The following is a 26,243-nucleotide window of genomic DNA, read 5'->3' on the forward strand; positions in this document are numbered from 1 at the left end:
CTGCGCAGGATGCCCTCATCGGTATTCGGCACGAGGACAGCAACGTGAACACCACTCGTCTCCCCACCTATTTCGTCAGTCATGGCGGCGGCCCCTGGCCGTATATGGACGGCGAATTCCGACGCAATTTCAACCTGCTCGAAAACTCCCTGCACGAAATGCGCGCGGATCTGGGCAACGCGCCCCGCGCGATTCTCATGGTCTCCGGCCACTGGGAAGAACAGGGACTGGCGATTTCATCCGGAGACCGCCCCGGCATGGTCTACGACTACTATGGCTTCCCGGATTACCTCTACCACATCGCCTACAACGCCCCCGGCTCGCCGGAGCTTGCGCAGCGCGTTCAAACCCTGCTCCGCGACAATCGAATGGAGGCGAGGCTGGACCCGACGCGGGGTTTCGATCACGGCACGTTCAGCATCATGAAACCGCTTTATCCCGACGAAGATATGCCGGTGGTACAGCTCTCGCTGGACGCGAAACTGGACCCGGAATTCCACATCCGGGTCGGGCGTGCTCTGGTGCCGCTACGCGACGAAGGCGTGCTGATCGTGGGCAGCGGCCTGAGCTACCACAATCTACGCGCCATGCGCGACGCCAGCGGGGAAATACCCTCGCGCGAATTCGATGCCTGGTTGCAACGGACACTGTTCGATTTCGCACCGGAAGCACGCAGCGAACGACTTATTCACTGGGAAAAGGCCCCTTCCGCGCGCGCCGCTCACCCGCGCGAGGATCACCTGATTCCGCTGATGGTCGCGCTCGGTGCAGCCGAACAGGAAAACGCCAGTCTCACTTATCACCAGAAGGATTTTTTCGGAAATTTAACCGCATCGAGTTTTCGATTCGGGCAGCCCCCGAATTTTCAAAACTGAGCTAAATAAATAGACCTGGATCGTTGTTCGTAGAAACGGGCTTTATCGAACCAAGGCCCATGTGTCGCATATTCAAAAACAGACAAACAGGAGGTCTGAGCCATGCGCAACAAATTGCTGAACACCCTCGGCGCGGGCGCGCTTGCACTGGGCGCCCTGAACCTCGTCCCGTCTGCAGCCCAGGCCGCACCCGCCACCCTGCACGACAGCTTCGCCGGCACGTACAAGATCGACCATGACCACTCCCTTGCTTGGTTCACGGTCGAACATGCGCGTGTCTCGGAATTCGTCGGCCGTTTCGACAAGATCGCCGGCACCTACACCTTCGACCCCAAGGACCCCGCCAAGGACAAGGTCGAGGTCACCATCCCGGTCGACAGTCTCGACACCAATTTCGCGATGCGTAACCGCGACCTGCTCGGGCCCGATTTCTTCAACGCACGCGAATTCCCGGACATCAAGTTCGTCAGCACGCGCTATGAGCCCACCGGCAAGCACACCGGCAAGCTGTATGGCAACATGACCCTGCACGGTACCACGCACCCGATCGTGTTCCGCGTACGCCAGATCGGCGCCGGCCCGGTCAACGCCCTGCCCAAACCCTGGGGCGGGTACCTGTCCGGCTACGTCGCCACCGCCACCATCAAGCGCAGCGACTTCGGCGTTTCCGCCTACGAAGGCATGATCGGCAACCGTGTCCGCCTGCACATCAACATCGAAGGCGTGCGCACCGGACATTCCTGATCCGTCACGCCTGCGCCGGGCTCAAGCCCGGCGCAGCTTTTATCCTCCGGGCGGAACCTCCCATGAACGACCTGCTGGCCAACCCCTTCGTACGCCATCTCGTCTGGCGCAGCCTCGTCCTGCCGGGCCTCGCGACGCTCGCTTCCGGCCTGATATTGCTCGCCCTCACGCGCAACATGCGCGAACGCGATACCGGCAGCCTGTGGTCGACTCCCCTGCTCGTCGGCCTGCTCAGCGGCTATTTCGCCGTGTACCGCGACTGGTCCCTGTGGCCGCACACCGTCCTCGGCTGGCTGCCCGCACTGGCCGTGGCCACCATCCTGCTGACCGGCTGGACGGCGCGCCGCAACCGATGGCTTGCCTGGGTCGCCGTCGCGCTGCTGGCGGCCGTGGCAAGCGGCGTCATGCTCCAACCGCTTCTACAGCAGGGCGCAACGCTCCCCGTCCTTCGGGAATGGGTCGTCATCGCTCTGCTCTGGTGGCTGCTGTGGGCAGGCTCCGCCTGCGGGCGCGGCGACCAACGCGGCGCCGCGGCCAGTCAGATCGTTCTCGCCGCAGGTCTGGCCGCCGCCGGCCCGCTCTCGCAGAGCATTCTTCTCGGCCAGTTGGCGATGGTCTTCGGCGCGGCCTGGGCGGTCGTCATCGCGCTGTCCTGGCTGCGCACCGACATGCCGATTTCGACACCTGCCGCGGATCTCGGCGCACTGGTGCTCGGCGTTCTCTACATCGAACTCTGGTACTACGCCGCAGCGCCGTGGCGAGTCGTTCTCGCGCTGCTCGTCGCCGCCGCGCTCGGCGCTGCCGCGCAACGCCTCTACCAGCGCACGAGTCCCGCGCATCCACTCAAACGCATGCTCATATCGGCCGCCGTCACCGCCCTGCCCGCGGCCATCGGCGTGTATTACGCCTGGCAGGCCTACGCCACAAGCGGTGGAGGTTACTGATCTCTCCGCAAGGCTCAATGGTTCTTACTGGATTGTCCACTGCGAATAGCGTTCTTAGGCACGACTTGCCAATAATTTTGAAAATTAATCAAGCCTATCTTATTGGCATTTGTGCACACTCAACCAAGCATGAATGCCATTAACCTGCTTGCTTACCTGTACGAGTGCGCAACGAAAAAGTTTGATAGCAAAATCGCTATATAGTGCTAAATTTCCAATTCCCAGCACTCACTACGCTTCTGAACATCAGCCATCCACATGATTGGCGAGATATGTGTTTTCGCGCTGGGCACCCACAGGAGGATAAACCATGAAAAAGTTACGACTATTAGCCGCTTTTTCCGTATTGACGACCGGCCTTATTTTCGCCGGCACTAGCCTAGCAGCAGGAAATGCCCAGCAAGAAATCAACAAGGCGCTACTGCATGCCGATTTTCTCATCAAGGCGAACACCCTGAACCATATGCACATGCACATGCACCATATACTCAACTGCATGGTGGGTGAGCATGGGAAAGGGTTCAATGCGCACTATATGAATCCATGCAAAGGGCTCGGCAACGGCGCAATCAACGATGAGACCTCGGCCTCGAAGCGTAAATTGCTTCGGCAGATCGATCAGCTCGCCAGTGTCGGAGTGACCATCAACGATCATGCCGCCGCACATGACGTTGCCCTGGCCATTCACAGTCTGCTGGAGCAGGCTGACAAATAACTGAAAACCGGCTCGACGATCGCGGCCGCCAGGGTTGTGGCGGTCGCGAACGCACCCGGAGAGAGTCTTGGGCTACCCCAGGCATTCGTTTCCTGCGTGTCTTCGGCCGAATCGGTCGGTCATCTTCGGTCAAGTGAAGGAGCCGGGATGAGAATCGGGTACCCGAAAGCCCTCACCAAAAACGAAACTCACCCTCACGCCTGTGGCGCCACATGGAAGGCCTCGCGGTAGATGGCGGTATGCAGTCGGCCGTCGGCTCCCACGTAACCTCTGTACATGCCCGCGCTATTGAATGATCGCCGTCGACCTGGACTTGGCGAAATTCTTCGACAACGTCCAGCACGATACCCTTATGGTCAGAGTGGCCAGAAAGGTGCGCGACAAGCGGCTGCTGGCCCTGATCGGTCGCTACCTGCGGGCGGGTGTCCTGGTCGGGGAGTCCATCCAGGCAACGGAAATCGGCACGCCGCAGGGCGGGCCGCTCTCTCCGCTGCTGGCCAATATCCTTTTGGACGACCTTGACCGAGAACTGGACGGACGTGGCCACCGGTTTGCCCGCTACGCGGACGACCTGGTGATCCTCGTCAAGACTTTCAGAGCCGGAGAACGGGTGAAGGCGAGCGTGACCCGTTTCCTCACCCGAAAGTTGGCACTGGTGGTCAATGAGCAGAAGAGCCGGGTAGTGAAGACCAACGACTGCACGTTTCTCGGGTTTACGTTTCGGGGAACGAAGCTGCGCTGGTCCGACCGCGCCTTCGAGGACTTCAGGCACCACGTCCGGCGATTGACCGGTCGTTCCTGGGGCGTCTCGATGGCATACCGATTCATGAAGCTCGCCCGGTACGTGCGAGGCTGGATGGGTTACTTCGGCATCTCGGATTACTACCGACCGCTCCCCGAGATCGACCATTGGCTGCGCCGCCGGGTGCGCATGTGCTACTGGAAACAGTGGCGCTATGTGCGCACCAAGGTCCGCCACCTGGTGGCCTTGGGGACGTTCAAACGCCAAGCGATCCTGACGGCGCTCAGCAGCAAGAGCTACTGGCATCTATCCCGCACGCTGGCGACACAATCCGGAATGACGAATGAGTGGCTGAAACGCCAAGGGCTGATCGGTATCCGCGATCTGTGGATGAAAGCCCATGGCTATGCTTGATCTCCCTGTGTGCTTCTTTCTTATGAACCGCCTAGTGCGGACCCGCATGCTAGTGTAGTGTTCCATACAGAATGACGATTCTCATGGAAGCTGATCTGCTGCGCGTGTCGCCATAATCAACGTAGGTTGTTATTTGATGAGATTAGCGTCAGCCATCGATTTATCCCGTTAAGGAACGAAAAATACTCCGGCAGTACGTGCGCAGTCGAACGACACCGGTGAGGCTTATCGAGCGTGCAAAGATTATCTTGCTTGCCGATGATGGTGCGACCAATCAGACGATTGCCAGCGACCTGGGTGTCACAGAAAACAAGGTTGGGCGTTGGCGCAATCGTTATGCACAAGGCGGCCTGAAGGCGATCGAAAAAGACCGGCCCCGCGGTAAGAATCAGGGTGGCAAAAAGACAGCCGCTCAAATCCGGCTGCGAAACAAAGTGATCCATATGACCACACAGGAAACGCCGGAAGATGCGACACACTGGTCAACGCGCTCATGGCGTATCCACCTCTGTTGACTGTGATCTTGGTCGTGATCAGTCAGCAGGGTACGCCACCTAATTCAGGACTCGTCGTACACCAGAAATCACAATAACTCGCGGAGTTTGGCGAAGCAGTTAAACACAACACATACCTTTGTCCATCGTGTATGGAAAGCGGTTGGATTGAAACCGCATCTTATCAAGACGTTCAAGGTCAGCACCGATCCGCGCTTTGAAGAGAAACTCCATGATGTCGTCGGACTCTATCTTGATCCGCCCCACAATGCGGTGGTGCTGAGTCTTGATGAAAAGAGTTCAATCCAGGCACTGGATCGCACACAGCCAGGTTTACCGATTAAGAAAGGCCGCTGCGGCACCATGACGCATGACTATAAACGCCATGGTACCAGCACACTGTTTGCCGCCCTGGATATTGCAACAGGTCACGTGATGGGTGAATCCTACCCGCAGCACCGGCATCAGGAATTTCTTAAATTCCTGAAAAAAGTCGAGCGGCAAACGCCAAGGGATAAAGAGATCCATATCATCCTGGATAACTACGCGACGCATAAACACCCCAACGTGCTGGAATGGATTGAAAAGAAGAAACGCATCTTCATCCATTTTGTTCCGACCAGTTCTTCCTGGTTAAATCTAGTGGAAAGATTTTTTGGGATACTGACAGACAAACGATTGCGCAGAAGTGTATTTACATCGGTGACAGAATTGGAGGCGGCTTTGAAAGACTTTATTGAACAACACAACAGGAACCCAAAGCCATTCGCATGGACGAAATCAACAGAAGAAATCTTGGAGAAAGTCGGGCGCGCGCGTGAACAACTCAATAATCTTCAGACTATTTGAAATACTGCACTAGGTGGTGTGGGGAGGGCGGGCTAAACACCCGCCCTTACCCGATTATGCGTTACCCTCTTTAACGTTCATTCCGATCTTGATCATTGTCGATTTCTGCATGCTCAATAATATCTTTGTCTTGGTGTCTATCGAGCGCCAACAACGGTTTATTAACCAATTCGTTCAATAGCGGCGCAAGGTCTTTATCGGTAGCGCCTAATTCTTTCGCGATCCTGACACGCCCAGCAATAGCCTCATTTTCCAACTTTATATTTTCAAGACGAAGTCGGCGTTCTTCCGCAGATTCCCTATATTCTCTATCCTTACGCCTTTCATGACGGTCATTTAGATATTGGCGTATTACTTCTAGCGGATTAATTTTACCCAAAAATTCCCAGAACCCAGGAGAACTCAGTCGAACCGCTGACAAAATAAGCTGCTCGGAGTGTGGCACCAACGATGACACTTCATCTGCGGTAGGAGGCCAATCTCTGACATAACGAACAGCACGTCGTGGTCCTAGTGGCCAGCCATACATCAACCCTGGGTAAACAGGGAAGGGAAACTCACGGGACACTCGTTTAAATCCATCCATTACCGATTCGAAAACAAGAAGCGATTCATAGGCGTGTTTTAAATCGGCTAAATACTCTTCAACTAGCGCGACCTCAACTTCACCGTGACCGTGTATCCTTATTCTTCCCTGTCTTTGTGGCATAGACTATTCCTCCAACTCTTATCACGCATAACGGTTAAGCTGTGGGGCGGCGCAGCGAAGCAAGCCGTCCCACACGAGCGCATTGTTAGCCCATTATTTTAAACCTTTATCAGATAGCCATTTTTCAAGCTGCTCCGGAAGCGAATTCTTAACTTCCGTAGTGTCAAATTGCTTGTATAAACGACCAGTTAGGTCTGTAGACAAAGACTTCAATGTTTTATCTTTTAATAATAAGACATCTTTTCCCATACCTAACATATAACCCACTTCAAGAGTTACATTAGGATTAAAATCATTCTCTGTGATCCTATCAAAAACAGCAATGCCAAAATCACATGCATGCATATACACTTTAACATTTGGAAAGAGATCATCCATATATTCTTTATCATCGGCTCTTAATCCAACAATATTATTCCTTTTAAGAATTTCTTTTATTGTTTCTACAATTTCATTGTGGAGTTTCGTGTTTCCAAATTGCATTATGATAAATGCTGTTTTAGTTCCATTTGGATAGTCTTTTCTGAATTTTTCTAAACCTGATGCTATTTCGGGTGTTGAAATCGCCTGCTCTGATATTCTTTTTTCTGGTTTTTGTTGAGCTTCGAGAACAGAGTTTACATACTGCACTACTATTTGCTGCACATATTCTTCGAGATCTTTCTCTAAGATGTGTTGAGGGTACGAGAATGCCCATACTACATCTCCAACTTCAATTCGTACTTGGTGAGTAATGCTTTGAAGTTCAAGTCTTCCATGAGATGAAAGATCTCGATAATTTATTGATGTTCCACCAGGAGCATTTGCAAAAACGATGTGATAACTTGAAGTGTCTTTACCTACAAAGAGGAAAGTACATTGTTGAACTGATAAAAGAGATGCTGGCACTTGCAAAGAGAGAGCATATTTTCTCACTTTGTCACCGAAGCTCTTTACTACTTCATTTACTTTTTTTCGTTCTTCTTCTGGTAGATCGCCACCGATACTTGCCATACCACCAGATGTAATAAATTGAATCGCCGACATTATCTCTCCTTGTGTGGGCTAACGACCAAGCTCACTCGACGAAAACCGCGTAGCGGTTTTTGGTCGAGTGGAGCGCCGTGTTAGCTGTGGCCGCTTACATCCCCAGAGATGGACCACTACGTTCCCTCTTAATTTCTCTTACCATTTCAGGCGTAGGATCTAGTTTTAAGCCGTGATCCAAGCCAAACTCATACAAGTTCATGCAACTGGTAATTTTCTTGTCTTTACTGATACCTGCAACAAAGGAATAACTACCAACAGAGCCGCCGCTCGACTCTCCAATTTTTGATTTATGTTTAATAAGCTCATCAAGATAGGAAATGAATTCCTGCTTTTCTTTCCCTGCCTCGAATATCTCACTGATTTTAGATATGGATTTGTTTGAAAAGTAAGTTCTACCACCAAGCCAAAAACCGCCATCCACTACTTGACCATAGATTAAAAAGTGATGGTCATCATTAGGAGATAGTGCACTCTTCGCTGACTCGTAGTTCTTGTATTTTTTCTTTTCGGATGACAATGACTCTAAATCCTTTTTGAACTCCAAAATAACCCACTTTTCATTAGTAGAGAGAAAAGCATCTCCAGCTTTTTCTTGTTCTCCATCTAGAGGAGACAGAATCATCTCATCAGGAATGAACCTCCTGATGAAGTAGCACTCAACGGTTTTTTCCCACCACTTCATCTAATTCTCCTTGTGCAGCTAACTTAAAGTAGACACCCTAAAGGGGTGCGTTGAACCACACCTGACAGGTGCCTAAACTACAATCATGCTCGCCTTATCAAGGCTTACACATCACATCGAGCCGTCAAATACACCCTAAAGCGGACAGCAAGTACACCTCTGCGCACAGCTGGGATCGAATGGCTGCATCCCCGGTCCAATACCCACTCACGCAAAAATGAGTAAGTGCTGGCGCGTTCATACGGCGATAGCCAAGCCTGTTTCCCTACGTGTGAAACTCGATGATATCGAGCACCATCGCCCGTACGCGCCAAGCGAATGACCACGGTAGACAACGGGTTAATGAAGTAGAGCTGCGGGCGGTTGATAAGTTCCGCCGCTGAGCGATGGCCAAGCGTGAAAAAACGTTCAGCCCGGCGGCGAAACGTCCAACGCCTCGCCCAACACCCGCATCCCCGCACCCTCGCGCTCGGCGACGAGTACGCCGTTACGGAACACGGCGCGGCGCGGCGGGAGGCGGCGCAGGGCTTCGTCCTCGGTGGGGACGTCCCACAGGATGAGGTCGGCGGGGGCGCCGACGGCGATGGCGTGATCGCTCAGGCCGAAGGCGGCGGCGGGCATGTCGGTGAGCATGCGGAACAGCCAGGGGCGTTCGTCCGCGCCGATGATCTGGGCGTAGTGCATGAGCACGAAGGCGGCCTTGAGCGGGTCGCCATCGCCCATGGGATACCAGGGGTCCATCACGGAGTCGTGGCCGCAGGCGACGTTGAGCCCGGCCTGCAGCATTTCCTTGATGCGTGCGTGACCGCGGCGCGTGGGATAGCCGTCGAAGCGCCCTTGCAGGACGGAATTGTCCAGCGGGTTGGTGACCACGTGCAGGCCGGCGCGGGCCATGTAGCCGATCAGCTTGCCGGCGTAGGCGCCGTTGTAGCCGTGCGAGGCGGTCAGGTGGCTGGCGGTGACCTTGCCGGATACGCCCTGGCGCAGGGTCTGCGCGGCCATGACCTCGACGAAGCGCGACTGATCGTCGTCGGTCTCGTCGCAGTGGATGTCCACCCGCCGGCCGTGTTCGCGCGCCTGCGCGAGCACCCATTCGACCGAGCGCACGCCGTCCTCGCGCGTCATCTCGAAGTGCGGGATGCCACCGATGCAGTCCACGCCCAGCGCGATGGCCTCGCGCATCAGCGCCTCGCCGTCGGCGAAGGCGTAGATGCCCTCCTGCGGGAAGGCGACGAGCTGGAGGTCGAGGGTGCCGCGCAGGTCCTCGCGCAAACGCAGGAGCGCGCGCAGGGCGACCAGCGAGGGGTCGCAGACGTCGACGTGGGTGCGCACGTGGGTGACGCCGTGCGACAGCATCCACAGCAGCGTCTTGCGCGCCCGCGCGTAGACCGATTCCTCGGTCAGCGCGGGCTTGATCTCGGCCCACAGGGCGATGCCTTCCCACAGCGTGCCGCTGCGGTTCGGGCGCGGGGTGCCGGCGGTCAGCGTGGCGTCGAGGTGGCAGTGCAGCTCGACGAAACTCGGGCTGAGCAGGCCGCCCGCCGCGTCGATCTCGGTGCCGCCGCCCGGCAGGCTGGAGCCGATGGCGGCGATGCGTCCGCCGGCGATGGCGACGTCGCAGGGCTCGGCGCCGCGGGCGGTGATACGGGCATTGCGGATCAGGACATCGGTCATGTCGTCTCTTCCGGATGCGACGGCGCGGACGGGCTCAGCCCACCGCACCGTCGAAATAGTCGAAGGTGGCCGAGAAGCGCGATTCGACGTACGCGCCGGCACCGACCGGCGGATATTTCGCGGGATTGTCGGGTCCGGTGCAACCGGGCAGCGCGACGATCTCGGTGTCGTAGTCCGGCCCGAAGAAGAACGGGATCGAATAGCGCTCGCGCCCGGAGCGGTTCACGGCGCGATGCACCGTGGAAGCGAACAGGTCGTTGGTCCAGCGCGCCATCTGGTCGCCGATGTTGACCAGGAAGCAGCCGGGGATGGGATCGGCCGCCAGCCACTCGCCCGCGGCGCTCAGCACCTGCAGCGCGGGCACGTCCTCCTGCGCGAGGATGGTGAAGCACTCGTAGTCGGTGTGCGCGCCGATGCCGATCTGGCGCGGGTCGATCTCGCCGGTCTGCGGCGGGTAGCGCAGCAGGCGCACGGTGGCGAGCGGCTTGCCGATGCGCGGATCGAAGTAGTCCTCGTCCAGGCCGAGTGCGAGCGCGAAGGCGGCGAGCAGGCACCGGCTGAGCCCGCGCATCGCGGCATGATAGGCCTCCACCGTCTCGCGGAAACCGGACAGGCCGTCCGGCCACTGGTTGGGGCCGTACAGGCGCTTGCCGGCGAGCACGTCCGGGTCGTCCGCGGGCACTTCCAGCGCCATGTCGAAGCTTTCGTGCAGATCGCCGCGCGCGGCGGGATCGGTGTTCTCTTCCAGCAGCCCCGCGTAGCCGCGGTTGTGGGGCGACAGCCCGGCATGGTGCGCGAGCTTCGCGGCCTCGGGCAGCGCGAAGTAATACCGCGCGGCGTCGAAGGCGGCCGCGACGACCGCCTCCGGAACGCCATGCCCGCGCAGGTAGAAGAAACCGCTGTCGGTGCAAGCTGCGCGCAGACGGGCGGCGAGTGCGGCCTTGGCCGCCGCGTCGCTGCCGAACATCGGCGCGAGATCGAGCACCGGGATTTCCTCGGCGCTGGCGCGGCGCGGCGCGAGCCCGCCCTCGGGCAGCGCGCGCGGGCCGTTGCCGGTCATCACCACGGCCATGTCGCCTGCCTCAGCGGTCGTGCGCGCGCAGTTCCATCGGGCGCAGGATCGAGTAGGCGATGGCCGCGAACACCAGACCCAGCTCGAAGCCGACGTCCATGCCGTAGGGCGGGTTGAACAGCGCGGCGACCGGGCCGACGAAGAGCAGCTGCGCGGCGCCAAGGTACACGCCGAACAGGCCGAGCGCCATGGAGATGACCGCCGCCCAGCCCACCGGCAGGTGGCGCGCCTCGTTCCAGCCGTCCAGGTTGTAGTGGCCGCGGCGCACGATGAAGTGCTCCAGGATGAGGATGATCGACCACGGACCGAGCCAGTACGCCACCATCAGCAGGAAGTTCTCCAGCGCGGCGTTGAAGTGCGCCGCAGCGGCGATGGCGATGGCGATGTAGACCACCGCGCCGATGAAGGTCCAGACCGCGCGATTGACCTTGTGGAAGGCGCGTCCGAGCACCTGCATGGACAGACCGAGGCTGTAGTCGTTGGGGATATTGTTGGCGATGACCGACAGCGCGAGCATGAGCAGCAGCAGCTCGCCGAAACCGCCCAGCGGATGCAGCGCCGCGGCCAGCAGCGCGCCGCCGCCCTCGTTCGCGGCCTTGGCGAAGGCGCCGACCGTGGTCAGCGACAGGCCGAGGGTCTCCAGCAGGATGCAGGGGATGGTCACGCCGAAGAAGGTCAGCCAGAAGATCTTGCTGGCCGGGGTGTGCTCGGGCTGGTTCACGGTGTAGTCCGCCGCGTAGGAGCTCCAGCCGGTGGCGAAGCCGTAGATCGCGCCGCCGAAGGAGATCAGCGAGGCCCAGTGCGCGACGTTCCAGGCCGGCGTGGGCACGATGCCCATCTGGCCGCCGGTGGTGAAGGCGACGATGACGAAGATGATCGCCATCGGAATCCAGGCGTAGCGCTCGTAACGATGCACGTAGCGGTAGCCGTACACGCTGACCGCGGTGGTGAGCGCGGCGATCGCCAGGATCGAGGCCCACACCGGGACGGCGCCGTGGCTCAGCGCGGTGATGATCTGCGAGCCCACGATCACGTTCACCGCCGACCAGCCGATGCAGGCGGCGACGTTGAACAGGGCCATGATCTTCGCGCCGTGCCAGCCGAACGAGAAGCGCGCGATGGTCATCTGGCGCAGGCCGAGGCGCGGGCCGAGGGTGGAGAAGTAGGCCACCGGCAGCACGCCCACCATGTTGAAGACCAGGATCACCAGGAAGCTGTCCCAGAAGCCCAGACCGAAGACCGGGATCGCGATCGCGCCGAGCGCCACGGTGGAAATGACCATGTTGGCGGACAGCCACATGGTGAAGTTGTCGAAGATGCTGACGTGGGTACGCTCGTGCGGCAGCACGCGCTCGATGCCGCGCGCCTCGATGCCGCCGAGTTCGCTCGCGCCTGGGGAAGTGGACATGTGTAATTCTCCTGATATTCGCGTCTGTGCGCGGGTTCAGTATTTGTGTATGGCGTGACCGCCACAGCCCTCCGGTAGCCAGCCGGCTCGGGCCGCGGGCATTCTCGCACCGCCCGTTGCGGCACAAAAGCCGCGCCCCGCTTCTGCAAGTATCGGGCCGGCCCCCATCAGGACGGCGCGATGCCCGTCGGCAGCGCCCGCCACGCACTACGATGGTGCAAGAACGAAACCTCGGCGCCGGGGTGGCGCGTCAGGTCGCCGGCGGAGCGTGGCGCTCGCCCGCGATCCAGGTCGCCAGCGGCCGGGTTTCCAGCTCGGCCATGGCGCCGCGGGTCCATTCCTCGATCCAGGCCTCGGGGAGAAACCCGCCCGCAGGTCGCGGCAGCAGGACGAAGTCGGCGCGCTTGCCCGCGTCCAGGCTGCCCGCCACTGCGCCGCGCCCCATGCACTCGGCGCCGGCCAGGGTGGCGCGGTACAGCGCCTCGGTCGCGCTCACCTCGACGCCGGCGGCGCGGTGGATTTCGAGAAAGCGCTGCATCACGTGAAGCAGGCTGTGCGAGGAGCCGGCACCGACGTCGCTGGCGAGCGCGTAGGGAATGTCGAGGCGGCGCACGGTGTCCAGATCCATGCGCCCGGAATCGAGCGCCTCGTTGCTCGACGGACAGTGCGCGATCCAGCTGCCGCGCGCGCGCAGCACGCTCCACTCGCGCGGGGAGAGGTGGATGCAGTGGCCGAGCACGCTGCGCGGCCCGAGCAGGCCGGCGCGGTCGTAGACGTCGGTGTAGTCCTCGGCGTCGGGGAATTCGCGCAGTACCTCGCGGATCTCGCCGGGCGACTCGGACAGGTGCGTCTGCACGCGGTAGCCGCCGGCGCGGGCGAAGTCGCCGAGGGCGGCCATCAGCGCGGGCGTGCAGTTGAGCGCGAAGCGCGGGGTGACCACGTAACGATCCGGGCCGATCCCCGCGGCGCGCGCGTTCAGCTCGGCGGCGTCGTGCACGCTGGCGCGCGTCAGCGCCTCCGGCGCGCCATGCTCCATCACCACGTCGCCCACCATCCAGTCGCCCACGCGCGCCTCGTCGGCGATGTGCGTCGCCGCGGCGTGCACGCTGGAATAGCTCATGCCCATCACGGTGCCTGCGCGAACCGTGGCGGCGAAGAAGCGCTGTGCGGCGGCGCGCGCGAAATCCTGATCGGCGTAGCGCATCTCCTCCGGCCAGATGTACTCGCGCAGCCAGGGCATCAGCTCTTCCTCGAAGGCGCCGCGCACGGGGAATTGCACCCAGTGGATGTGCACGTCGGCGAAGCCGGGCACGAGGACGCCGTCGAGTGACTCCACGGCGGCCTCGCCGAGGACCATCACGGCGTCGAAATCGCCTGCGGCCTCGATGCGCCCGTCGCGCACGCGCAGGCCGCCGTCGGCCCAGGCGTCGAGGCGGTCCGCCGAGCGCGGGGTGAGCAGCGGCGCGCGGTAGACGACGGCGCTCATGCGCGCACCCCCGCGGCGGTGAGCAGCGCATGCGAGGCGGCGCGCTGCTCCGCGGCGAGGGCCGCGCGATCCACACCCGGCACCTCGCCGTCGATCAGGCGCCACGCACCCGCGACCATTACCCGGTCGGCGTTCTGGGCGGCGCAGAGGACCAGCGCGGCCAGCGGATCGCCGGCCCCGGCGAAGCCGAGGTCGTCCACCCGGAACAGCGCGAGGTCGGCCTGGCAGCCGGGCGCGATGCGCCCCAGCTCGGGCCGGCCGAGACAGCGCGCGCCGCCCTCGGTGGCCCAGCGCAGCGCGTCGCGATGGCCGATTACGTCGGCGCCCGCGTGCAGGCGCTGGAGCAGAAAGGCCTGACGCACCTCGGCGATCAGGTTCGAAGCATCGTTCGAGGCCGAGCCGTCGACGCCGAGTCCCACCGGCGCGCCGGCCGCCTCCAGCGCCGGTACGGGGCAGCGACCGGAGGCCAGGATCATGTTGGACGAGGGACAGTGGGCGACGCCCACGCCGGCGGCGCCGAGGCGCGCGATCTCGTCCGCGTCGAAGTGGATACCGTGGGCCACCCAGACGTCGTCCGCGATCCAGCCGAGGTCGTCGAGATAGTCGACCGGGCGGCGACCGAAATGCGCGAGGCAGTAGTCGGTCTCGTCGTCGGTCTCGGCCAGATGAGTGTGCAGCCGGGCGCCGTGACGACGCGCCAGCGCGGCGCTCTCGCGCATGAGGTCGGCGGTAACCGAGAACGGCGAGCACGGCGCCAGGGCGATCTGACGCAGCGCGCCCTCCCTGGCCTCGTGGTAGCGCGCAAGCAGGCGCTCGCTGTCGGCCAGGATGGCGTCCTCGCGCTGCACCACGCTGCGCGGCGGCAGGCCGCCGTCGTCCTGCGACAGGCTCATCGAACCGCGCGTCAGCACCGTGCGCAGGCCCAGCTCGGCCGCCGCCTCCAGTTCGATGTCGATGGCCTCGTCGAGCCCGGCGGGAAAGAGGTAGTGATGGTCGACCGCGGTGGTGCAGCCCGAGCGCAGCAGCTCGACCAGCGCCGTGCGCGCGGCGACGGCGAGCTGTGCTGGCCGCAGCTGCGCCCACACCGGATACAGCGCCTCCAGCCAGGGGAACAGCGGCTTGTCCAGCGCCGGCGGGCAGGCGCGCGTGAGGGTCTGGTAGAAGTGGTGATGCAGGTTGATCAGGCCGGGGACGACCACGTGCGCGCGGGCGTCGAAGGTCTCGTCCACCGGCGTCGCCGGGCGCGCTCCGGCCGGCAGGCATTCGACGATGCGGTCGTCCTCGACCACCAGGCCGCCCGCAGCCGCCTCGGCGAGGATCGCGAGGGGTTCCCGTATCCAGATACGCATGCCGTCTCCGTGTTCAGGCAGGTCCGCCGCGCATCATAATGCAACGTTGCATACACAAAAAGCCCGAAGGCTCAGAGCTGGCCGAAACTGCTGTTGCGACGTTGCGCGAGCTGGTGCAGGGTGAGCGACTTGGCGAAGGATTCGCTCTGCGCGATGTGTTCGCGCATGAGCGTCTGCGCCGCGGGCAGGTCCCGGCGCAGCAGGCATTGCACCAGGTCGTGGTGCTCCGCATAGGTGCGGTCGATGCGTTCGCCGCTGGTGAAATCCAGGCGGCGCACCACCCGGATGTGGCTGTTGATGTCCTTGAGATAGTTGGCCAGCACGGCATTGCCGCCGCCCTCGGCCAGCGCCACGTGGAAGGACTCCTCGCGCGCGACCATCTCCCCCGGCTCGTCCGAGCGGCCGGGCTGGATTTCCGGGTCCCAGGCCTTTCCCAGCTCGCGCAGATTGCGGTCGGGCATGTTCTCGCAGGCAAAACGCAGCGACAGCGCCTCGAGGTCCTGGCGGATCTCGTAGTACTGCCCCAGTTCGGCGATGTCGAGCTGACGGATGAAGCATCCCTGCTTCGGCCGGATGATCAGGTAGGCGTCCTGTTCGAGGCGCTGCAGGGCCTCGCGCACCGGCGTCCGGCTGACGCCGAAATACTCGGCCAGCTCGGTCTCGGTCACGCGGATGCCCGGATACAGCTCGAAACTCAGGATCATCTCGCGCAGCTGCACGTAGATATCCTGCGCGGAACAGCGCGCCGCGCTGCGCGTCTTTGCGCGCTCGGCGGCAGCGCCGCCTGAGGACGCCTTGACCGACACATCATCTGGGCGACCCATGTCACCTCCTCGGAAAACTGCGTTTCGAGCGGACCGGGACGGCCAGTCTGTTCGTGACGGCCACCCGAAAATCACTATAGCAGAGCCCTCGCTCCTGTAGCATGGAATGTTGCATACATCATGCCAGGAGCGATGCCGCGGCGCGGCGCAGCAGTTCGACCACCTGCCGACGCCCGGGCACGCCGAGCAGCGTCGCCACATCCTGCCAACTGCGCTTCTGCAAGATTCTCGCGACGAAGGCGTCTCGCACCGCCGGCTCCGTGAGGACAGGAAGGCGTTCGAGCCCGAGATGCCAGAGCGCGCCGAGCACGTCCTCGTAATCCATGCCTCCGGCAGCGAACGCCGCCGCCTCATATCGGTGCGCGGGCGTGGATTTCCGCACAACGCACTCATCGTCTCCGCGGGACAACAGGGCCAGCGCCAGTTCGGGTTCGATCCGCCTCAGGGCGTCGCAGAGCAGGTGCGGAAGCGCATCGAGATAGCGTGCGCGCAGGTCGCCGTACAGGCGCTCGGCGGGCACGGACAGCGGGCGCATGACCAGGGCCGCATGGGCGCCGCTGGTGGCCTCGCGCGTCGAGCCCACGCGCAGCGGCGCAAACCCCACCCCTCGCCAGAAGGCGAGCAGCTCAGAGGTGGCGCCGAAGCTCGCCCCCAGCCAGTCCAGGCCGTCCGCCTGCGCATCCGCGGCAAGCCGTGCAAGCAGCGCGCTCGCAAGGCCACGACGACGCACCGCCGGATGGACCGCAAGGCGCAGCACCCGCCGACCGCGCAGCGCCATCGCGTCCGGTCGGGCGCAATGCGCCGCAAGCACCTGCGGCAGCAGATGTCCGCGTGCGCGGCGCCTGCCTGCCGCGACCCGGCCGGCCAGTTCCCCGTCGAGCCCGCCCTCGTCGGCGAGCAGCGCGACGGCGGCGACCCGCCCCGCCGAACGGCCGACCCACACCGACACCGAAGGTCCGTCGAGCAGCTGGCGCAGGTCGTAGGGGCGGGTACGGTAATGCGCCAGGATCAGCAGACCGAACAGCTCGCGCAGGAGCGGCTCGTCGGCGGCCAGCGCATCGCGGTCGAGGCGTTCGATGCGCAGCGACTCGGCTGCGGCACCGCCCACTTCCGTGTCCGCGGCCGGCTCGGCATCGAGCAGCAGGGCGCGAAAGCTCAGGGACTCCAGCGGGTCGCCGGACGTCCAGCGGATGGGTTCGTCGAGCGCGACGCCGTGCCAGCCGGGCCTCTCGCGGTCCAGCAGCGGCTGGAAGCGCAGGGCAAACGCGCGCCCGGAGCCTTCGTAGCCGTGCACGGTGGTGGCGAAGGCCAGACGCGGGCAGGCATGCAGCAGACGCGAGAGCAGCGGCAGCGGCAAGGCCGCCGCCTCGTCCACCAGCACGAGATCCGCCTGCGGCGGCGCCTCGGCCAGCGCATCGGGCGCCATGAATTCCAGCCTGCCTGTGCCGTACTGCAGCAGGCCGCGGCGCAGGTGTGCGCCCGGCAGCCGCTGCGCCGCGGCCGCGAAGACCGGCGCGACGGCGACGAGGCTCGGACCGGTCAGCACGACCTTCGACTCTCGTTCGGCGAGCAAGGCCGCAGCGGCGAGACCGAAGGCCGTGGATTTGCCGCGTCCGCGATGCGCGGTGAGCACCGCAGGCCGACGACGGTGCCCCTGGGCCGCATGCAGCACCGCGGCCACCGCCGCGTGCTGGTCCGCGGTCAGCGCGCCGTCGTGCCCGGCCGCGCGGATTGTCGGCGCGGCGCTCACCGGGTCGACGGCCAGCGGATCGCCCATGACCTCGCCCGCCTGAGTCACGATGCGCACGCCGGGTGCGGCACTCAGGATCGACGCCAGGCGCCGCAGAAAGCGCCCGCCTACCGCGGCCTCGCCGTCCGGGACCACCGCCATGCGCGCACGCTCGGGGTCGGGGTAGTCCGCCCAGCGGTCCAGCGGCGGGCACAGCAGGTAGAACAGCCCACCGCCCGCCAACGTGCCGGTCGCCGCGCCGAGGGTGTCGGGATCGAGCCCAGAGAAGGCGTCGAGGCAGATCAGGCCGTACTCCCGCCCGAGTTGGGCCTGCCCCTCTCGCGGCGGGCAATGGCTCCAGCCAGCGGCGGTGGACTGGCCGATCCACAGGGCGTCCTCGACCGCCAGCACCTCGCGCAGACCGGCAGCGGCGTCGACCGCCCACGCCGCCTCTCCGCTGAGCACGAGCACGCGCCGCTGGTGTGCGACGCGCGCCGCAGCCAGCAGTCTACGGGCCTCATCCGGTACGGAGGTCGATGGCGGCATATTCCGGTGCACGGCTCTCGAAACGGTGGTTGCCGGCATTATGCCGCAGCGGCTCCGATGCCGCGGGCTATACTGGCGCGATCTTCATTCCCACGGGATCGAGCATGGGCCGCTGGCGTCCACCCGCACCGAAATCCTCGCCCTACATCACCCCCGAGGGCTACGCCTCGCTCGCCGCCGAACTCGACGCGCTGTGGCCCCGCCGAAACGAGGTGACGCAGCATCTCGCGGCGGCGGCGGCCGAGGGCGACCGCTCCGAAAATGCCGAGTACATCTACCGCAAGAAGGAGCTGCGCGAGATTGACCGACGCATCCGCTATCTGCAGAAACGCCTGCCGATCCTCAAGGTGGTGGCGCGTCCGCGCGCTGCCGACCGCGTCTACTTCGGGGCCTGGGCGGTGCTGGAGAACGAAGCCGGCGACGAATTCGAGTATCGCATCGTGGGGGCCGACGAGATCGGCGGAGAAGGACTGATCAGCGTCGATTCGCCAATGGCTCGCGCCCTGCTGGGCAAGGCCGTAGACGACGAGGTCCAGGTCCAGACCCCGCAGGGCGAAGCCGTCTACTACGTGGTCGCACTGCGCTACGACGCTGCGCCCTAGGCATTGCCCCGGGGGTGCAGGCCGCCGCTCTCGTTGGACAGGCATGGCGCGTTGAACAGATAACCGTGCCACATGCCGTGGAAGGTGCGCGCGGTCACCACCGTCCAGAACCCGGCAAGCTGCACCACCAGCAGGGCACCGAACACACCGAAGGCCACAAATCCAGTCTCGTGCGCCAGCTGCAGCGTAGCCGCCGCGTACACGCCGAGGGGGAAGGTGAAGCCCCACCAGCCCATGTTGAACGGCAGGCCCTCGCGCATGTAGCGCAGCGTGAGCACCCAGGCCATCACCCACCACCACAGGCCGTAGCCCCACAGCATCAGGCCACCGATCACGCCGACGCCGTAGGCCAGCGAACCGAGCGACGCCAGCTGCGTACCGGCAAAGGCGGCCGGCGCGGCCACGCCCAACAGAAGTAGGCCGAGCGAACCGGTGCCCAGCGGCCCGAGCACCAGCCAGCTCGACACCGCCATGTCGCGGTGCGGCAGCTTGTGCAGCACCAGACGCAGGAACAGGATGACCACGATGGTCAGCGCCAGCGGCACGGACAGCGCCCACAACACGTAGCTCGTGGTCACGATCACCTCCGCCACGCCTGGCGGCAGGTGTCGCGCCAACAGACCGCCGGCGGCCGCCGTCACCTCGGCGGACACGATGGGCAGCAGCCACACCGCAGTCATGCGTTCGAGCAGGTGCTCCTGCTGGGTGAACATGAAATACGGCACCAGCCAGCCGAACAGCACGGCCAGGAACGCATCCGTCCACCACAGCGTTTCGGCGAGCACCACGGCCGCATGGCCGAAGATCTGCCCGCCGAACAGCAGCCAGCCGTCGAGGATGGGCACCAGTCCCATCGGAATCGCACCGAGGAACATCGACTGCACGGGATGACGCAGCAGACGTCCGAGGGTGTCGGGAAACAGGACGAAGCGCGACAACAACAGGGCCGTGAATATCAGGTACAGCACCATGTCGAACAACCACAGGCCGCGGGTGAGCACATCCTGTCCCGGCAGCGCCGACGGGTAGCTCTCGTGCAGGCTCAGAAACAGGATCCCGGTACCCATGTTCATGGTGAACCAGTTCGGCGTGAAATGGCGAATGATGTCCTTGAGGCTGCGCTGCGCTCGTGTCATTGAATCCTCCCGAAAGGGCGCCCTGACGGGCTCCGAATTGGCACGAGCGACACTGTAATCTTGACGACATATTTTTAATAATTATATTTTGTTGCTTTTAATATCACTAAAAAAAATCTAAGAGCGACCACCATGCGGATCAACCCGGATCAACTCATCACGTTTGCCCAGGTCGTGCGCGAAGGCGGCATCGGTGCCGCGGCGCGCGCGCTGCACCTCACCCAACCAGCGGTGTCGAATCAGTTGCGCCAGCTGCAGGCACTGATCGGCGAACCGCTCTACCGTCGCCAGGGGCGCGGCATCGCCCTGACCAGCGTCGGCGAACAGCTCTACCATCATGCACGGGCCCTGGCCGACGCCCTGCAGGATGCCGAAACCTTCGCCCAGGCACTGGTTTCGGCGGATTCAGGGCGCGTGCGCATCGCCGCGAGTCAGACGCTCGGCGCCTACATCTTGCCCGCAGCGCTGGCCGAATTCCGCACCCTGGCGCCGCAGATCGAGATCATCCTGGAAAGCCACAACAGCCAGTCCGTGCTCGAACACCTCGGCAGCTGCGACATCGGCCTGATCGAAGGCCCCATAGCACGCACACATGCCGCAGACCGCTTTTCCGCGCAGCCCTTGGGCAGCGACACCATCGTCGCGGTCGTGCCGAGCGGACACCGCCTGGCCAAGCGGCGCTCGCTCAAGCTCGCGGACGTAGCACGCGAACCGATCATCTTGCGCGAGGCAGGATCGGGCACCCGCGAAATGGTCGAGGCCGCATTTGCCAACGCCGGCATCGTTCCGAGGATCAGCATGACGCTGGCCGGGGTCGCCGCCGTGACCGAGGCGGCCCGCCAGGGCCTTGGCATCGGCTTTCTTTCCAGTCTCGCGTTGCGTCACGAAAGCTCGCACGTCGTCGGCATCCCGTTGAGCCCCGCACTGCGCAGACAGCTGACTCTGCTGACCGCGAACCAGCCCTCGCGGGCGGCCCAACGGTTCATCGCCTTCCTCAAGGATTTTCTGGGGCGCACGCCCGAAGTGAGTGCAGAAACGGAACCTCGACTGTCGTCAACCGTCAAACCCGTATAGATAATAATGGTTAGGGGGCCGCATCTGCCGACGCACCATTGGCCGAGCAGGTTCCCGCAGCAACAGCGACATGGAGACGAGCGATGACCGACAACCCGACACAACCGCAGGCTCAGGAAGCAGCCGCAAAGCCTGCAAGCAACACCCAGCTTTCGCCACAGACCGATCAGGTCATGGCCGAACGCCTGCTTCTCGAAACGCTCCCCAAACCTCAGCCGGCCACCGCTATTGAGACACCACTGCAAAAATCGGAGGGCGAGTGGCCCGAGCATCTTCAGCGCGAAATCGATCTCGCCATCGTCACAACATTCTTTAGTGCCGGCGTCATCGGCCTGTTCCTGTGGATGGGCGGAATCTTCTGAGCCGAGAGGAGCTACGTGGCTGCAGCAGTAGACTATGCTCGCTGCATACACGCTGATCCCAAGGCCGCCAACATGCGAAACCACATCCTCCCCGCCCTGCAGCGAAACGTCGTCGCAGCGCTGTGTTTTGGCATCGTTGCAACCACTGCCCCGGTGCTCGCGGACAGTATGGGCCGCCCCATGCAGGGCATGTCGACCCACATGATGGGGCAAGGCATGATGGGATCTGGCACGGCACCCACTCAGGCGACATCACCTCCCGACGCACGGCCTTTGATCGAGTATGTCGACGCCCAACACCTGACCTGTTTCGCCTGCCACGCCATCTCTAAGCCTGGCACCGGCCCATCATTTGAGGACATCGCGCGTCGCTATGCAGGGAGCGAAGGCGCCGCAAACGCCTTGACCACCTCGATCGTCAACGGTGCTACCGGCAAATGGTCAGGATACCGCGCCATGCCCGGCGGGCTCGCCACCACAGCGCAAGCGGAACGCCTAGCCCAGCTCATCATGGCCCTACAGCCACCCGGTTGACCGCCCACACTCCGCCCATCGGCGGGAACTTACCCACGTATAAAGGGCGTCTATACTCAAGACGGCGCCAATCTGTACAAGGCGTCGTTTGACTAAGGCCGTAGCGACGGCCGAAACAGCCCCAGCAGCGAATCTGATTGCCTCATTGCCAAGGGGCACACCTACCTGGAAGGAGGATTCGTCATGCCACTTATCACTACGGTAATCGTTTTTCTGATCATCATCGGCCTTGCCATCTCGACAGGCGTTCTGCTATCCACCGGCATCACGACCGGCGCCATCGGTACCGGAACCCTGACCCTCGTCCTGATATTCATCACCTGGGCCGCATTCGTAGGCGTACGTAGCAACGATAACTGAAGGCCGAACTAGCAAAGAGGGAAAAACGCGGACCCGGGCAAACCATGCCGGGCCCGCGCATTAGCACTCCGAAGAACCGATTGAATTAGGAGTCATCGTGACATGATCGCGAACGCGACCAACAAGCACCTCAGCTGCAATACTGATGCAGACACAAACTACAGGAAAAAGACCCGGCCGGGCGGCCGTTAGATGGTGGCTATGGGTGGATTCGAACCACCGACCCCAGCATTATGAGTGCTGTGCTCTAACCAGCTGAGCTACATAGCCTTAGGCGGAAAGGCGGGAATTTTGTTCAAGCGCTCCCGCCATGTCAAGTCTGAGACCGGCGTGCTATACGTTGAAACGGAAATGGACGACGTCGCCTTCGTGCATGACGTAGTCCTTGCCCTCCAGTCGCCACTTGCCCGCGTCCTTGGCGCCCTGTTCGCCGCGGCAGGCGACAAAGTCGTCATAGCCGATGACCTCGGCGCGAATGAAGCCCTTTTCGAAGTCGGTGTGGATACGGCCCGCGGCCTGCGGCGCGGTCGAGCCAGCGGTGATGGTCCAGGCACGCACTTCCTTGACGCCGGCGGTGAAGTAGGTCTGCAGCCCGAGCAGACGATAGCCGGCCCGGATCACGCGGTCCAGGCCCGGCTCGGTCAATCCCATCTCGGCCAGGAAGTCGGCCTTGTCGGCCTCGTCGAGCTGGGCGATTTCCGCCTCGATCGCCGCGCATACGGGCACCACCTCGGCACCCTCCGCCGCCGCACGCTCGCGTACGCGCTCGAGCATGGGATTGTTCTCGAAACCGTCCTCGGTGACGTTGGCGACGTAGAGCGTCGGTTTGAGGGTGATCAGGTGCAGTTCGTCGAGCAGTTCCGCCTCGTCCTCGGACAAACCCAGCGTGCGCGCCGGATTGCCCGCATCGAGATGCTGCTGCAGGCGCTCGAGCACCGCGACCTGCGCCACGGCCTGCTTGTTGCCGGACTTGGCATTGCGCGCCGCGCGCTGCGCGGCACGGCTGACGGTATCCATGTCGGCCAGGACAAGTTCGGTATTGATGACGTCGATATCGTCGATGGGATCGACCTTGCCCGAGACGTGGATGACGTCGTCGTTCTCGAAGCAGCGCACCACGTGGGCGATCGCCTCGGTTTCTCGGATATGCGCGAGGAACTGGTTGCCAAGGCCTTCACCCTGCGAGGCGCCGGCGACCAGACCGGCGATGTCCACGAACTCCATGCTTGTGGGGATCACGCGCTCAGGGGATACGATGGCAGCCAGTTCGGCCAGGCGCGGGTCGGGCATCGCCACCACGCCGACATTCGGGTCGATGGTACAGAAGGGATAGTTCTCGGCCTGAATGCCGGCCTTGGTCAGCGCATTGAACAGGGTCGATTTGCCGACATTCGGCAGCCCTACGATGCCGCACTTGAAGCCCATGATATTGGTCCTGTTGGTAGTGGAAGGCTCAGCGCGAATGCAGCGCCTGCATGGCACGCTCGCCGAGACCGGCCGCCAGCGGCGGTAGCGTGTCGACGGCAACGTCGATGGCGCGCGCGATGCGCTCCGCCTCGTCCTTGCCCGGGCGGCCGAGGACGTAGTCGATGACCTGGTCGCGATGCCCCGGATGCCCCACGCCGATACGCGCCCGCCAGAAGTCGCGCCCGAGGTGGGAGAAGATATCGCGCAGTCCGTTGTGGCCGCCGTGACCGCCTGAAAACTTGAAGCGCGCATCGCCCACCGACAGGTCGATCTCGTCGTGAGCCACCAGAATCCGTTGCAGAGGGATCTTGTAGAACGCCGCAAGTGCGGCCACCGACTGTCCGCTACGGTTCATGAAGGTGGTCGGCTTGAGCAGCCAGATATCCTGACCGTCGATGCTGGTACGCCCGACCTCGCCGGAAAACCGGCTTTCCGCGCGCAACGAGCCGCCGTGGCGACGCAGCACCTCGTCGACGAACCAGAACCCGGCGTTGTGCCGGGTCTGGTCGTACTTTTCGCCGGGATTGCCCAGGCCGACGATCAGGCTAAGCGGCTCGGACATACCCGGTCACCGTCTTCAGGCTTCCTCGCCCTCGCCCTCACCGGCAGAGGATTCGCCCTCCGCAGCGTCGGCGCCGCCGACCCGCTGGGGGTGGATCGCGACCACGGCCTGATCATGGCCTTCGCCGTGGCTCAGCTCGACCAGGCTTACGCCGGCTGGCAGTTTAAGTTCGGACAGATGGATCGAGTCGTTGAGTTCCATGCCGCCCAGATCGACCTCGATGAATTCCGGCAGATCCTTGGGCAGGCAGGTGATCTCGACCTCGACGAGGTGGTGATTGATCATGCCACCGCCGGTCTTGACGCCCGGGGCGATCGCCTCGTTGAGGTAATGCAGCGGCACGTGCACGCGCACCGGCGTGTCTTCGTTAACCCGCATCAGGTCGAAGTGCAGGATCATGGGCTGTGCAGGATGGCGCTGCAGATCGCGCAGCACGGCCTTTTCCTCGCTGCCGTCGACGGAGACCGTCAGTACGTGCGAATAGAACGCCTCGTTCTCCAGCTGTTTGTTCAGCACGCGGGCTTCGACGCTGATGGACATCGGCGGCTTTTCACCACCGTAGATGATGCCGGGCACCTGACCGGTGCGACGCAGGCGGCGGCTCGCACCCTTCCCCTGGTCGTCGCGCCGAGTGGCGACAAGTTCGAATTGAACGCTCATTGAAAATCACTCCACTTAACTTACTTGAGATAAACGGCCGCCCCGCAGGGCGGCCTCCTGCCTCCGCGACCAGAGGCATGTTGCGGCGGGAAAACTGCCCCACCGAGCTGCGGCCACAAGGCCGTTAATCCATGAACAGCGTGCTGACCGACTCCTCGCGGTTGATGCGATGAATCGTCTCTGCAAGCACGCCCGCCACGCTGAGTTGACGGATCTTGCTGCAGGCTTCTGCCTCGGCGGTGAGCGGGATCGAATCGGTGACCACCAGCTCGTCTAACTCGGAGGCGCTCACATTGTCGATCGCCGGCCCGGATAGCACCGCGTGCGTCGCATAGGCGATTACGCGGGCCGCACCGTGTTGCTTGAGCGCCTCGGCCGCCTTGCACAGTGTCCCGGCCGTATCGACCATGTCGTCGACAATCAGGCAGGTGCGGTCTTCGACGTCGCCGATGATGTGCATCACCTGCGAAACATTGGCGCGCGGCCGGCGTTTGTCGATGATCGCCAGCTCTGCGTCGTCCAGGCGCTTGGCGATCGCGCGCGCGCGCACCACACCTCCGACGTCCGGCGACACCACGATCAGGTTGTCGTACTTCTGGCGCCAGACATCGCCGAGCAGTACCGGCGAGGCGTAGATGTTGTCCACCGGCACGTCGAAGAAGCCCTGTACCTGATCGGCGTGCAAATCGACCGTCAGGATGCGGTTGGCACCCGCTACGGTCAGCATATTCGCCACCACCTTGGCGGAGATCGGCACGCGCGCCGAGCGCACCCGTCGATCCTGCCGCGCATAGCCCATGTAGGGGATCACCGTGGTGATGCGCCAGGCCGAGGCGCGGCGCAGCGCATCGACCATGATGAGCAGTTCCATCAGGTTGTCGTTGGTCGGCCGACAGGTCGGCTGGATGATGAACACATCCTTGCCGCGGACGTTCTCAAGAATCTCGACCTGAATTTCGCCGTCGCTGAAACGCCCCACCAGGGCCTTGCCCAGCGGTATGTTGAGGTGTTGCACGACCTTCTCCGCCAGCCTCGGATTGGCATTGCCGGAAAAGACCATCATCCTGCTGGTTTCGGATACAGACACGGCGACGGCTGCTCTTCAGTGATGTCTGGCTGGGCCGCCAGGATTCGAACCTGGGAATGCCGGGATCAAAACCCGGTGCCTTACCGCTTGGCGACGGCCCAAGAAAATCGTCAA

25 protein-coding genes, 2 tRNA genes and 1 pseudogene are annotated in these 26,243 nt (G+C 62.8%); 11 read left to right on the top strand and 17 right to left on the bottom strand.

Annotated elements, in window-relative coordinates; genetic code table 11:
* The first annotated feature begins 44 nt into the window (after positions 1-44).
* The 6 genes and pseudogenes from BJI67_RS13785 (at position 45) to BJI67_RS18330 (ending at position 5,777) form a co-directional block, all read left to right on the top strand.
* Positions 45-875 (top strand): DODA-type extradiol aromatic ring-opening family dioxygenase, encoded by an 831-nt coding sequence (locus BJI67_RS13785; RefSeq protein ID WP_070073517.1) that lies wholly within the window; start codon positions 45-47, stop codon positions 873-875.
* Between the two features lie 102 nt (positions 876-977).
* Positions 978-1,619: a YceI family protein gene (locus BJI67_RS13790; RefSeq protein WP_070073518.1), complete on the top strand. Its 642-nt coding sequence runs from the start codon at positions 978-980 to the stop codon at positions 1,617-1,619.
* Positions 1,620-1,681: 62 nt separating this feature from the next.
* Positions 1,682-2,563 carry a hypothetical protein gene (locus BJI67_RS13795; protein WP_070073519.1) on the top strand — a complete coding sequence of 294 codons (882 nt, stop codon included), beginning with the start codon at positions 1,682-1,684 and terminating at the stop codon, positions 2,561-2,563.
* A 310-nt stretch (positions 2,564-2,873) separates the two neighbouring features.
* Positions 2,874-3,278, top strand: coding sequence for a hypothetical protein (locus BJI67_RS13800; protein ID WP_156782159.1), 405 nt, complete (start codon positions 2,874-2,876; stop codon positions 3,276-3,278).
* Between the two features lie 292 nt (positions 3,279-3,570).
* Entirely contained in the window at positions 3,571-4,434 is an 864-nt protein-coding gene (locus tag BJI67_RS13805; RefSeq protein WP_197513126.1) for a reverse transcriptase domain-containing protein, read from the top strand.
* A 136-nt stretch (positions 4,435-4,570) separates the two neighbouring features.
* A pseudogene (locus BJI67_RS18330) lies at positions 4,571-5,777 on the top strand (IS630 family transposase).
* 70 nt (positions 5,778-5,847) lie between these two features.
* Here the strand turns inward: BJI67_RS18330 and BJI67_RS17575 are convergent.
* The 10 genes from BJI67_RS17575 to BJI67_RS13855 all read right to left on the bottom strand — a co-directional run bounded on the left by BJI67_RS17575 (position 5,848) and on the right by BJI67_RS13855 (position 18,285).
* Complete coding sequence (locus tag BJI67_RS17575; protein WP_156782160.1) at positions 5,848-6,486, bottom strand: hypothetical protein; 639 nt, start codon at positions 6,484-6,486, stop codon at positions 5,848-5,850.
* A 93-nt stretch (positions 6,487-6,579) separates the two neighbouring features.
* Positions 6,580-7,512: a hypothetical protein gene (locus BJI67_RS17065; protein ID WP_197513130.1), complete on the bottom strand. Its 933-nt coding sequence runs from the start codon at positions 7,510-7,512 to the stop codon at positions 6,580-6,582.
* 94 nt (positions 7,513-7,606) lie between these two features.
* Positions 7,607-8,197 carry a hypothetical protein gene (locus BJI67_RS13820; protein ID WP_070073523.1) on the bottom strand — a complete coding sequence of 197 codons (591 nt, stop codon included), beginning with the start codon at positions 8,195-8,197 and terminating at the stop codon, positions 7,607-7,609.
* Positions 8,198-8,605: 408 nt separating this feature from the next.
* Positions 8,606-9,871 (bottom strand): cytosine deaminase, encoded by a 1,266-nt coding sequence (locus BJI67_RS13825; protein WP_070073524.1) that lies wholly within the window; start codon positions 9,869-9,871, stop codon positions 8,606-8,608.
* A 34-nt stretch (positions 9,872-9,905) separates the two neighbouring features.
* Positions 9,906-10,943 (bottom strand): isopenicillin N synthase family dioxygenase, encoded by a 1,038-nt coding sequence (locus tag BJI67_RS13830; protein ID WP_070073525.1) that lies wholly within the window; start codon positions 10,941-10,943, stop codon positions 9,906-9,908.
* 10 nt (positions 10,944-10,953) lie between these two features.
* The gene (locus BJI67_RS13835; protein WP_070073526.1) at positions 10,954-12,351 is read right to left on the bottom strand and encodes a cytosine permease; all 1,398 of its coding nucleotides are present in this window, start codon (positions 12,349-12,351) and stop codon (positions 10,954-10,956) included.
* Between the two features lie 250 nt (positions 12,352-12,601).
* Complete coding sequence (locus tag BJI67_RS13840; protein WP_197513137.1) at positions 12,602-13,942, bottom strand: amidohydrolase family protein; 1,341 nt, start codon at positions 13,940-13,942, stop codon at positions 12,602-12,604.
* Positions 13,834-15,186 carry an 8-oxoguanine deaminase gene (locus BJI67_RS13845; RefSeq protein WP_070073528.1) on the bottom strand — a complete coding sequence of 451 codons (1,353 nt, stop codon included), beginning with the start codon at positions 15,184-15,186 and terminating at the stop codon, positions 13,834-13,836. Before BJI67_RS13845 ends, BJI67_RS13840 begins: the two co-directional genes overlap by 109 nt.
* Positions 15,187-15,257: 71 nt before the next feature.
* A complete protein-coding gene (locus BJI67_RS13850) occupies positions 15,258-16,010 on the bottom strand; it encodes a GntR family transcriptional regulator (RefSeq protein ID WP_083250905.1) in 753 nt (250 codons plus the stop codon).
* 118 nt (positions 16,011-16,128) lie between these two features.
* Positions 16,129-18,285 (bottom strand): tRNA(Met) cytidine acetyltransferase TmcA, encoded by a 2,157-nt coding sequence (locus BJI67_RS13855; protein WP_070073529.1) that lies wholly within the window; start codon positions 18,283-18,285, stop codon positions 16,129-16,131.
* Here BJI67_RS13855 and greB point away from each other — a divergent pair.
* Positions 18,276-18,887 (top strand): transcription elongation factor GreB, encoded by a 612-nt coding sequence (greB, locus tag BJI67_RS13860; RefSeq protein ID WP_231940860.1) that lies wholly within the window; start codon positions 18,276-18,278, stop codon positions 18,885-18,887. The genes BJI67_RS13855 and greB overlap by 10 nt on opposite strands.
* Here the strand turns inward: greB and BJI67_RS13865 are convergent.
* Positions 18,884-20,023, bottom strand: coding sequence for a TDT family transporter (locus BJI67_RS13865; protein ID WP_070073531.1), 1,140 nt, complete (start codon positions 20,021-20,023; stop codon positions 18,884-18,886). The genes greB and BJI67_RS13865 overlap by 4 nt on opposite strands.
* 132 nt (positions 20,024-20,155) lie before the next feature.
* On the opposite strand from BJI67_RS13865, the gene BJI67_RS13870 reads away from it, so the two are divergent.
* The 4 genes from BJI67_RS13870 (at position 20,156) to BJI67_RS17580 (ending at position 22,353) form a co-directional block, all read left to right on the top strand.
* The gene (locus BJI67_RS13870) at positions 20,156-21,097 is read left to right on the top strand and encodes a LysR substrate-binding domain-containing protein (protein WP_070073532.1); all 942 of its coding nucleotides are present in this window, start codon (positions 20,156-20,158) and stop codon (positions 21,095-21,097) included.
* 83 nt (positions 21,098-21,180) lie between these two features.
* A complete protein-coding gene (locus BJI67_RS13875) occupies positions 21,181-21,459 on the top strand; it encodes a hypothetical protein (RefSeq protein ID WP_070073533.1) in 279 nt (92 codons plus the stop codon).
* 72 nt (positions 21,460-21,531) lie between these two features.
* Positions 21,532-21,993 (top strand): c-type cytochrome, encoded by a 462-nt coding sequence (locus BJI67_RS13880; RefSeq protein ID WP_156782161.1) that lies wholly within the window; start codon positions 21,532-21,534, stop codon positions 21,991-21,993.
* A 183-nt stretch (positions 21,994-22,176) separates the two neighbouring features.
* Positions 22,177-22,353 (top strand): hypothetical protein, encoded by a 177-nt coding sequence (locus tag BJI67_RS17580; RefSeq protein ID WP_156782162.1) that lies wholly within the window; start codon positions 22,177-22,179, stop codon positions 22,351-22,353.
* 193 nt (positions 22,354-22,546) lie between these two features.
* Here BJI67_RS17580 and BJI67_RS13885 read toward each other — a convergent pair.
* The 6 genes from BJI67_RS13885 to BJI67_RS13910 all read right to left on the bottom strand — a co-directional run bounded on the left by BJI67_RS13885 (position 22,547) and on the right by BJI67_RS13910 (position 26,230).
* Positions 22,547-22,623: transfer RNA gene (locus BJI67_RS13885), tRNA-Met, on the bottom strand.
* Positions 22,624-22,686: 63 nt separating this feature from the next.
* Positions 22,687-23,778 carry a redox-regulated ATPase YchF gene (gene ychF, locus BJI67_RS13890; RefSeq protein ID WP_070073535.1) on the bottom strand — a complete coding sequence of 364 codons (1,092 nt, stop codon included), beginning with the start codon at positions 23,776-23,778 and terminating at the stop codon, positions 22,687-22,689.
* A gap of 28 nt (positions 23,779-23,806) precedes the next feature.
* Positions 23,807-24,382, bottom strand: coding sequence for an aminoacyl-tRNA hydrolase (pth, locus tag BJI67_RS13895; RefSeq protein ID WP_070073536.1), 576 nt, complete (start codon positions 24,380-24,382; stop codon positions 23,807-23,809).
* A gap of 15 nt (positions 24,383-24,397) precedes the next feature.
* A complete protein-coding gene (locus BJI67_RS13900; RefSeq protein WP_070073537.1) occupies positions 24,398-25,042 on the bottom strand; it encodes a 50S ribosomal protein L25/general stress protein Ctc in 645 nt (214 codons plus the stop codon).
* 124 nt (positions 25,043-25,166) lie between these two features.
* The gene (locus BJI67_RS13905) at positions 25,167-26,105 is read right to left on the bottom strand and encodes a ribose-phosphate diphosphokinase (RefSeq protein WP_070073538.1); all 939 of its coding nucleotides are present in this window, start codon (positions 26,103-26,105) and stop codon (positions 25,167-25,169) included.
* Positions 26,106-26,155: 50 nt separating this feature from the next.
* Positions 26,156-26,230: transfer RNA gene (locus BJI67_RS13910), tRNA-Gln, on the bottom strand.
* Positions 26,231-26,243 lie beyond the last annotated feature (13 nt).

Origin of the sequence: Acidihalobacter aeolianus (genome assembly GCF_001753165.1) — a bacterium.
Taxonomy (GTDB): domain Bacteria; phylum Pseudomonadota; class Gammaproteobacteria; order DSM-5130; family Acidihalobacteraceae; genus Acidihalobacter; species Acidihalobacter aeolianus.

Bases quoted from the DNA above. Each gene is read 5' to 3' on its own strand.
- BJI67_RS13795 (WP_070073519.1), top strand. From the start codon at position 1,682: ATGAACGACCTGCTGGCCAACCCCTTCGTACGCCATCTCGTCTGGCGC.
- ychF (WP_070073535.1), bottom strand. From the start codon at position 23,778: ATGGGCTTCAAGTGCGGCATCGTAGGGCTGCCGAATGTCGGCAAATCG.
- BJI67_RS13825 (WP_070073524.1), bottom strand. From the start codon at position 9,871: ATGACCGATGTCCTGATCCGCAATGCCCGTATCACCGCCCGCGGCGCC.
- BJI67_RS13900 (WP_070073537.1), bottom strand. From the start codon at position 25,042: ATGAGCGTTCAATTCGAACTTGTCGCCACTCGGCGCGACGACCAGGGG.
- BJI67_RS13870 (WP_070073532.1), top strand. From the start codon at position 20,156: ATGCGGATCAACCCGGATCAACTCATCACGTTTGCCCAGGTCGTGCGC.
- greB (WP_231940860.1), top strand. From the start codon at position 18,276: ATGGCGGCATATTCCGGTGCACGGCTCTCGAAACGGTGGTTGCCGGCA.
- BJI67_RS13830 (WP_070073525.1), bottom strand. From the start codon at position 10,943: ATGGCCGTGGTGATGACCGGCAACGGCCCGCGCGCGCTGCCCGAGGGC.
- BJI67_RS13850 (WP_083250905.1), bottom strand. From the start codon at position 16,010: ATGGGTCGCCCAGATGATGTGTCGGTCAAGGCGTCCTCAGGCGGCGCT.
- BJI67_RS13835 (WP_070073526.1), bottom strand. From the start codon at position 12,351: ATGTCCACTTCCCCAGGCGCGAGCGAACTCGGCGGCATCGAGGCGCGC.
- BJI67_RS13865 (WP_070073531.1), bottom strand. From the start codon at position 20,023: ATGACACGAGCGCAGCGCAGCCTCAAGGACATCATTCGCCATTTCACG.
- BJI67_RS17065 (WP_197513130.1), bottom strand. From the start codon at position 7,512: ATGTCGGCGATTCAATTTATTACATCTGGTGGTATGGCAAGTATCGGT.
- BJI67_RS17575 (WP_156782160.1), bottom strand. From the start codon at position 6,486: ATGCCACAAAGACAGGGAAGAATAAGGATACACGGTCACGGTGAAGTT.
- pth (WP_070073536.1), bottom strand. From the start codon at position 24,382: ATGTCCGAGCCGCTTAGCCTGATCGTCGGCCTGGGCAATCCCGGCGAA.
- BJI67_RS13905 (WP_070073538.1), bottom strand. From the start codon at position 26,105: ATGATGGTCTTTTCCGGCAATGCCAATCCGAGGCTGGCGGAGAAGGTC.
- BJI67_RS13820 (WP_070073523.1), bottom strand. From the start codon at position 8,197: ATGAAGTGGTGGGAAAAAACCGTTGAGTGCTACTTCATCAGGAGGTTC.
- BJI67_RS13805 (WP_197513126.1), top strand. From the start codon at position 3,571: ATGATCGCCGTCGACCTGGACTTGGCGAAATTCTTCGACAACGTCCAG.
- BJI67_RS13800 (WP_156782159.1), top strand. From the start codon at position 2,874: ATGAAAAAGTTACGACTATTAGCCGCTTTTTCCGTATTGACGACCGGC.
- BJI67_RS13880 (WP_156782161.1), top strand. From the start codon at position 21,532: ATGCGAAACCACATCCTCCCCGCCCTGCAGCGAAACGTCGTCGCAGCG.
- BJI67_RS17580 (WP_156782162.1), top strand. From the start codon at position 22,177: ATGCCACTTATCACTACGGTAATCGTTTTTCTGATCATCATCGGCCTT.
- BJI67_RS13845 (WP_070073528.1), bottom strand. From the start codon at position 15,186: ATGCGTATCTGGATACGGGAACCCCTCGCGATCCTCGCCGAGGCGGCT.
- BJI67_RS13875 (WP_070073533.1), top strand. From the start codon at position 21,181: ATGACCGACAACCCGACACAACCGCAGGCTCAGGAAGCAGCCGCAAAG.
- BJI67_RS13790 (WP_070073518.1), top strand. From the start codon at position 978: ATGCGCAACAAATTGCTGAACACCCTCGGCGCGGGCGCGCTTGCACTG.
- BJI67_RS13855 (WP_070073529.1), bottom strand. From the start codon at position 18,285: ATGCCGCCATCGACCTCCGTACCGGATGAGGCCCGTAGACTGCTGGCT.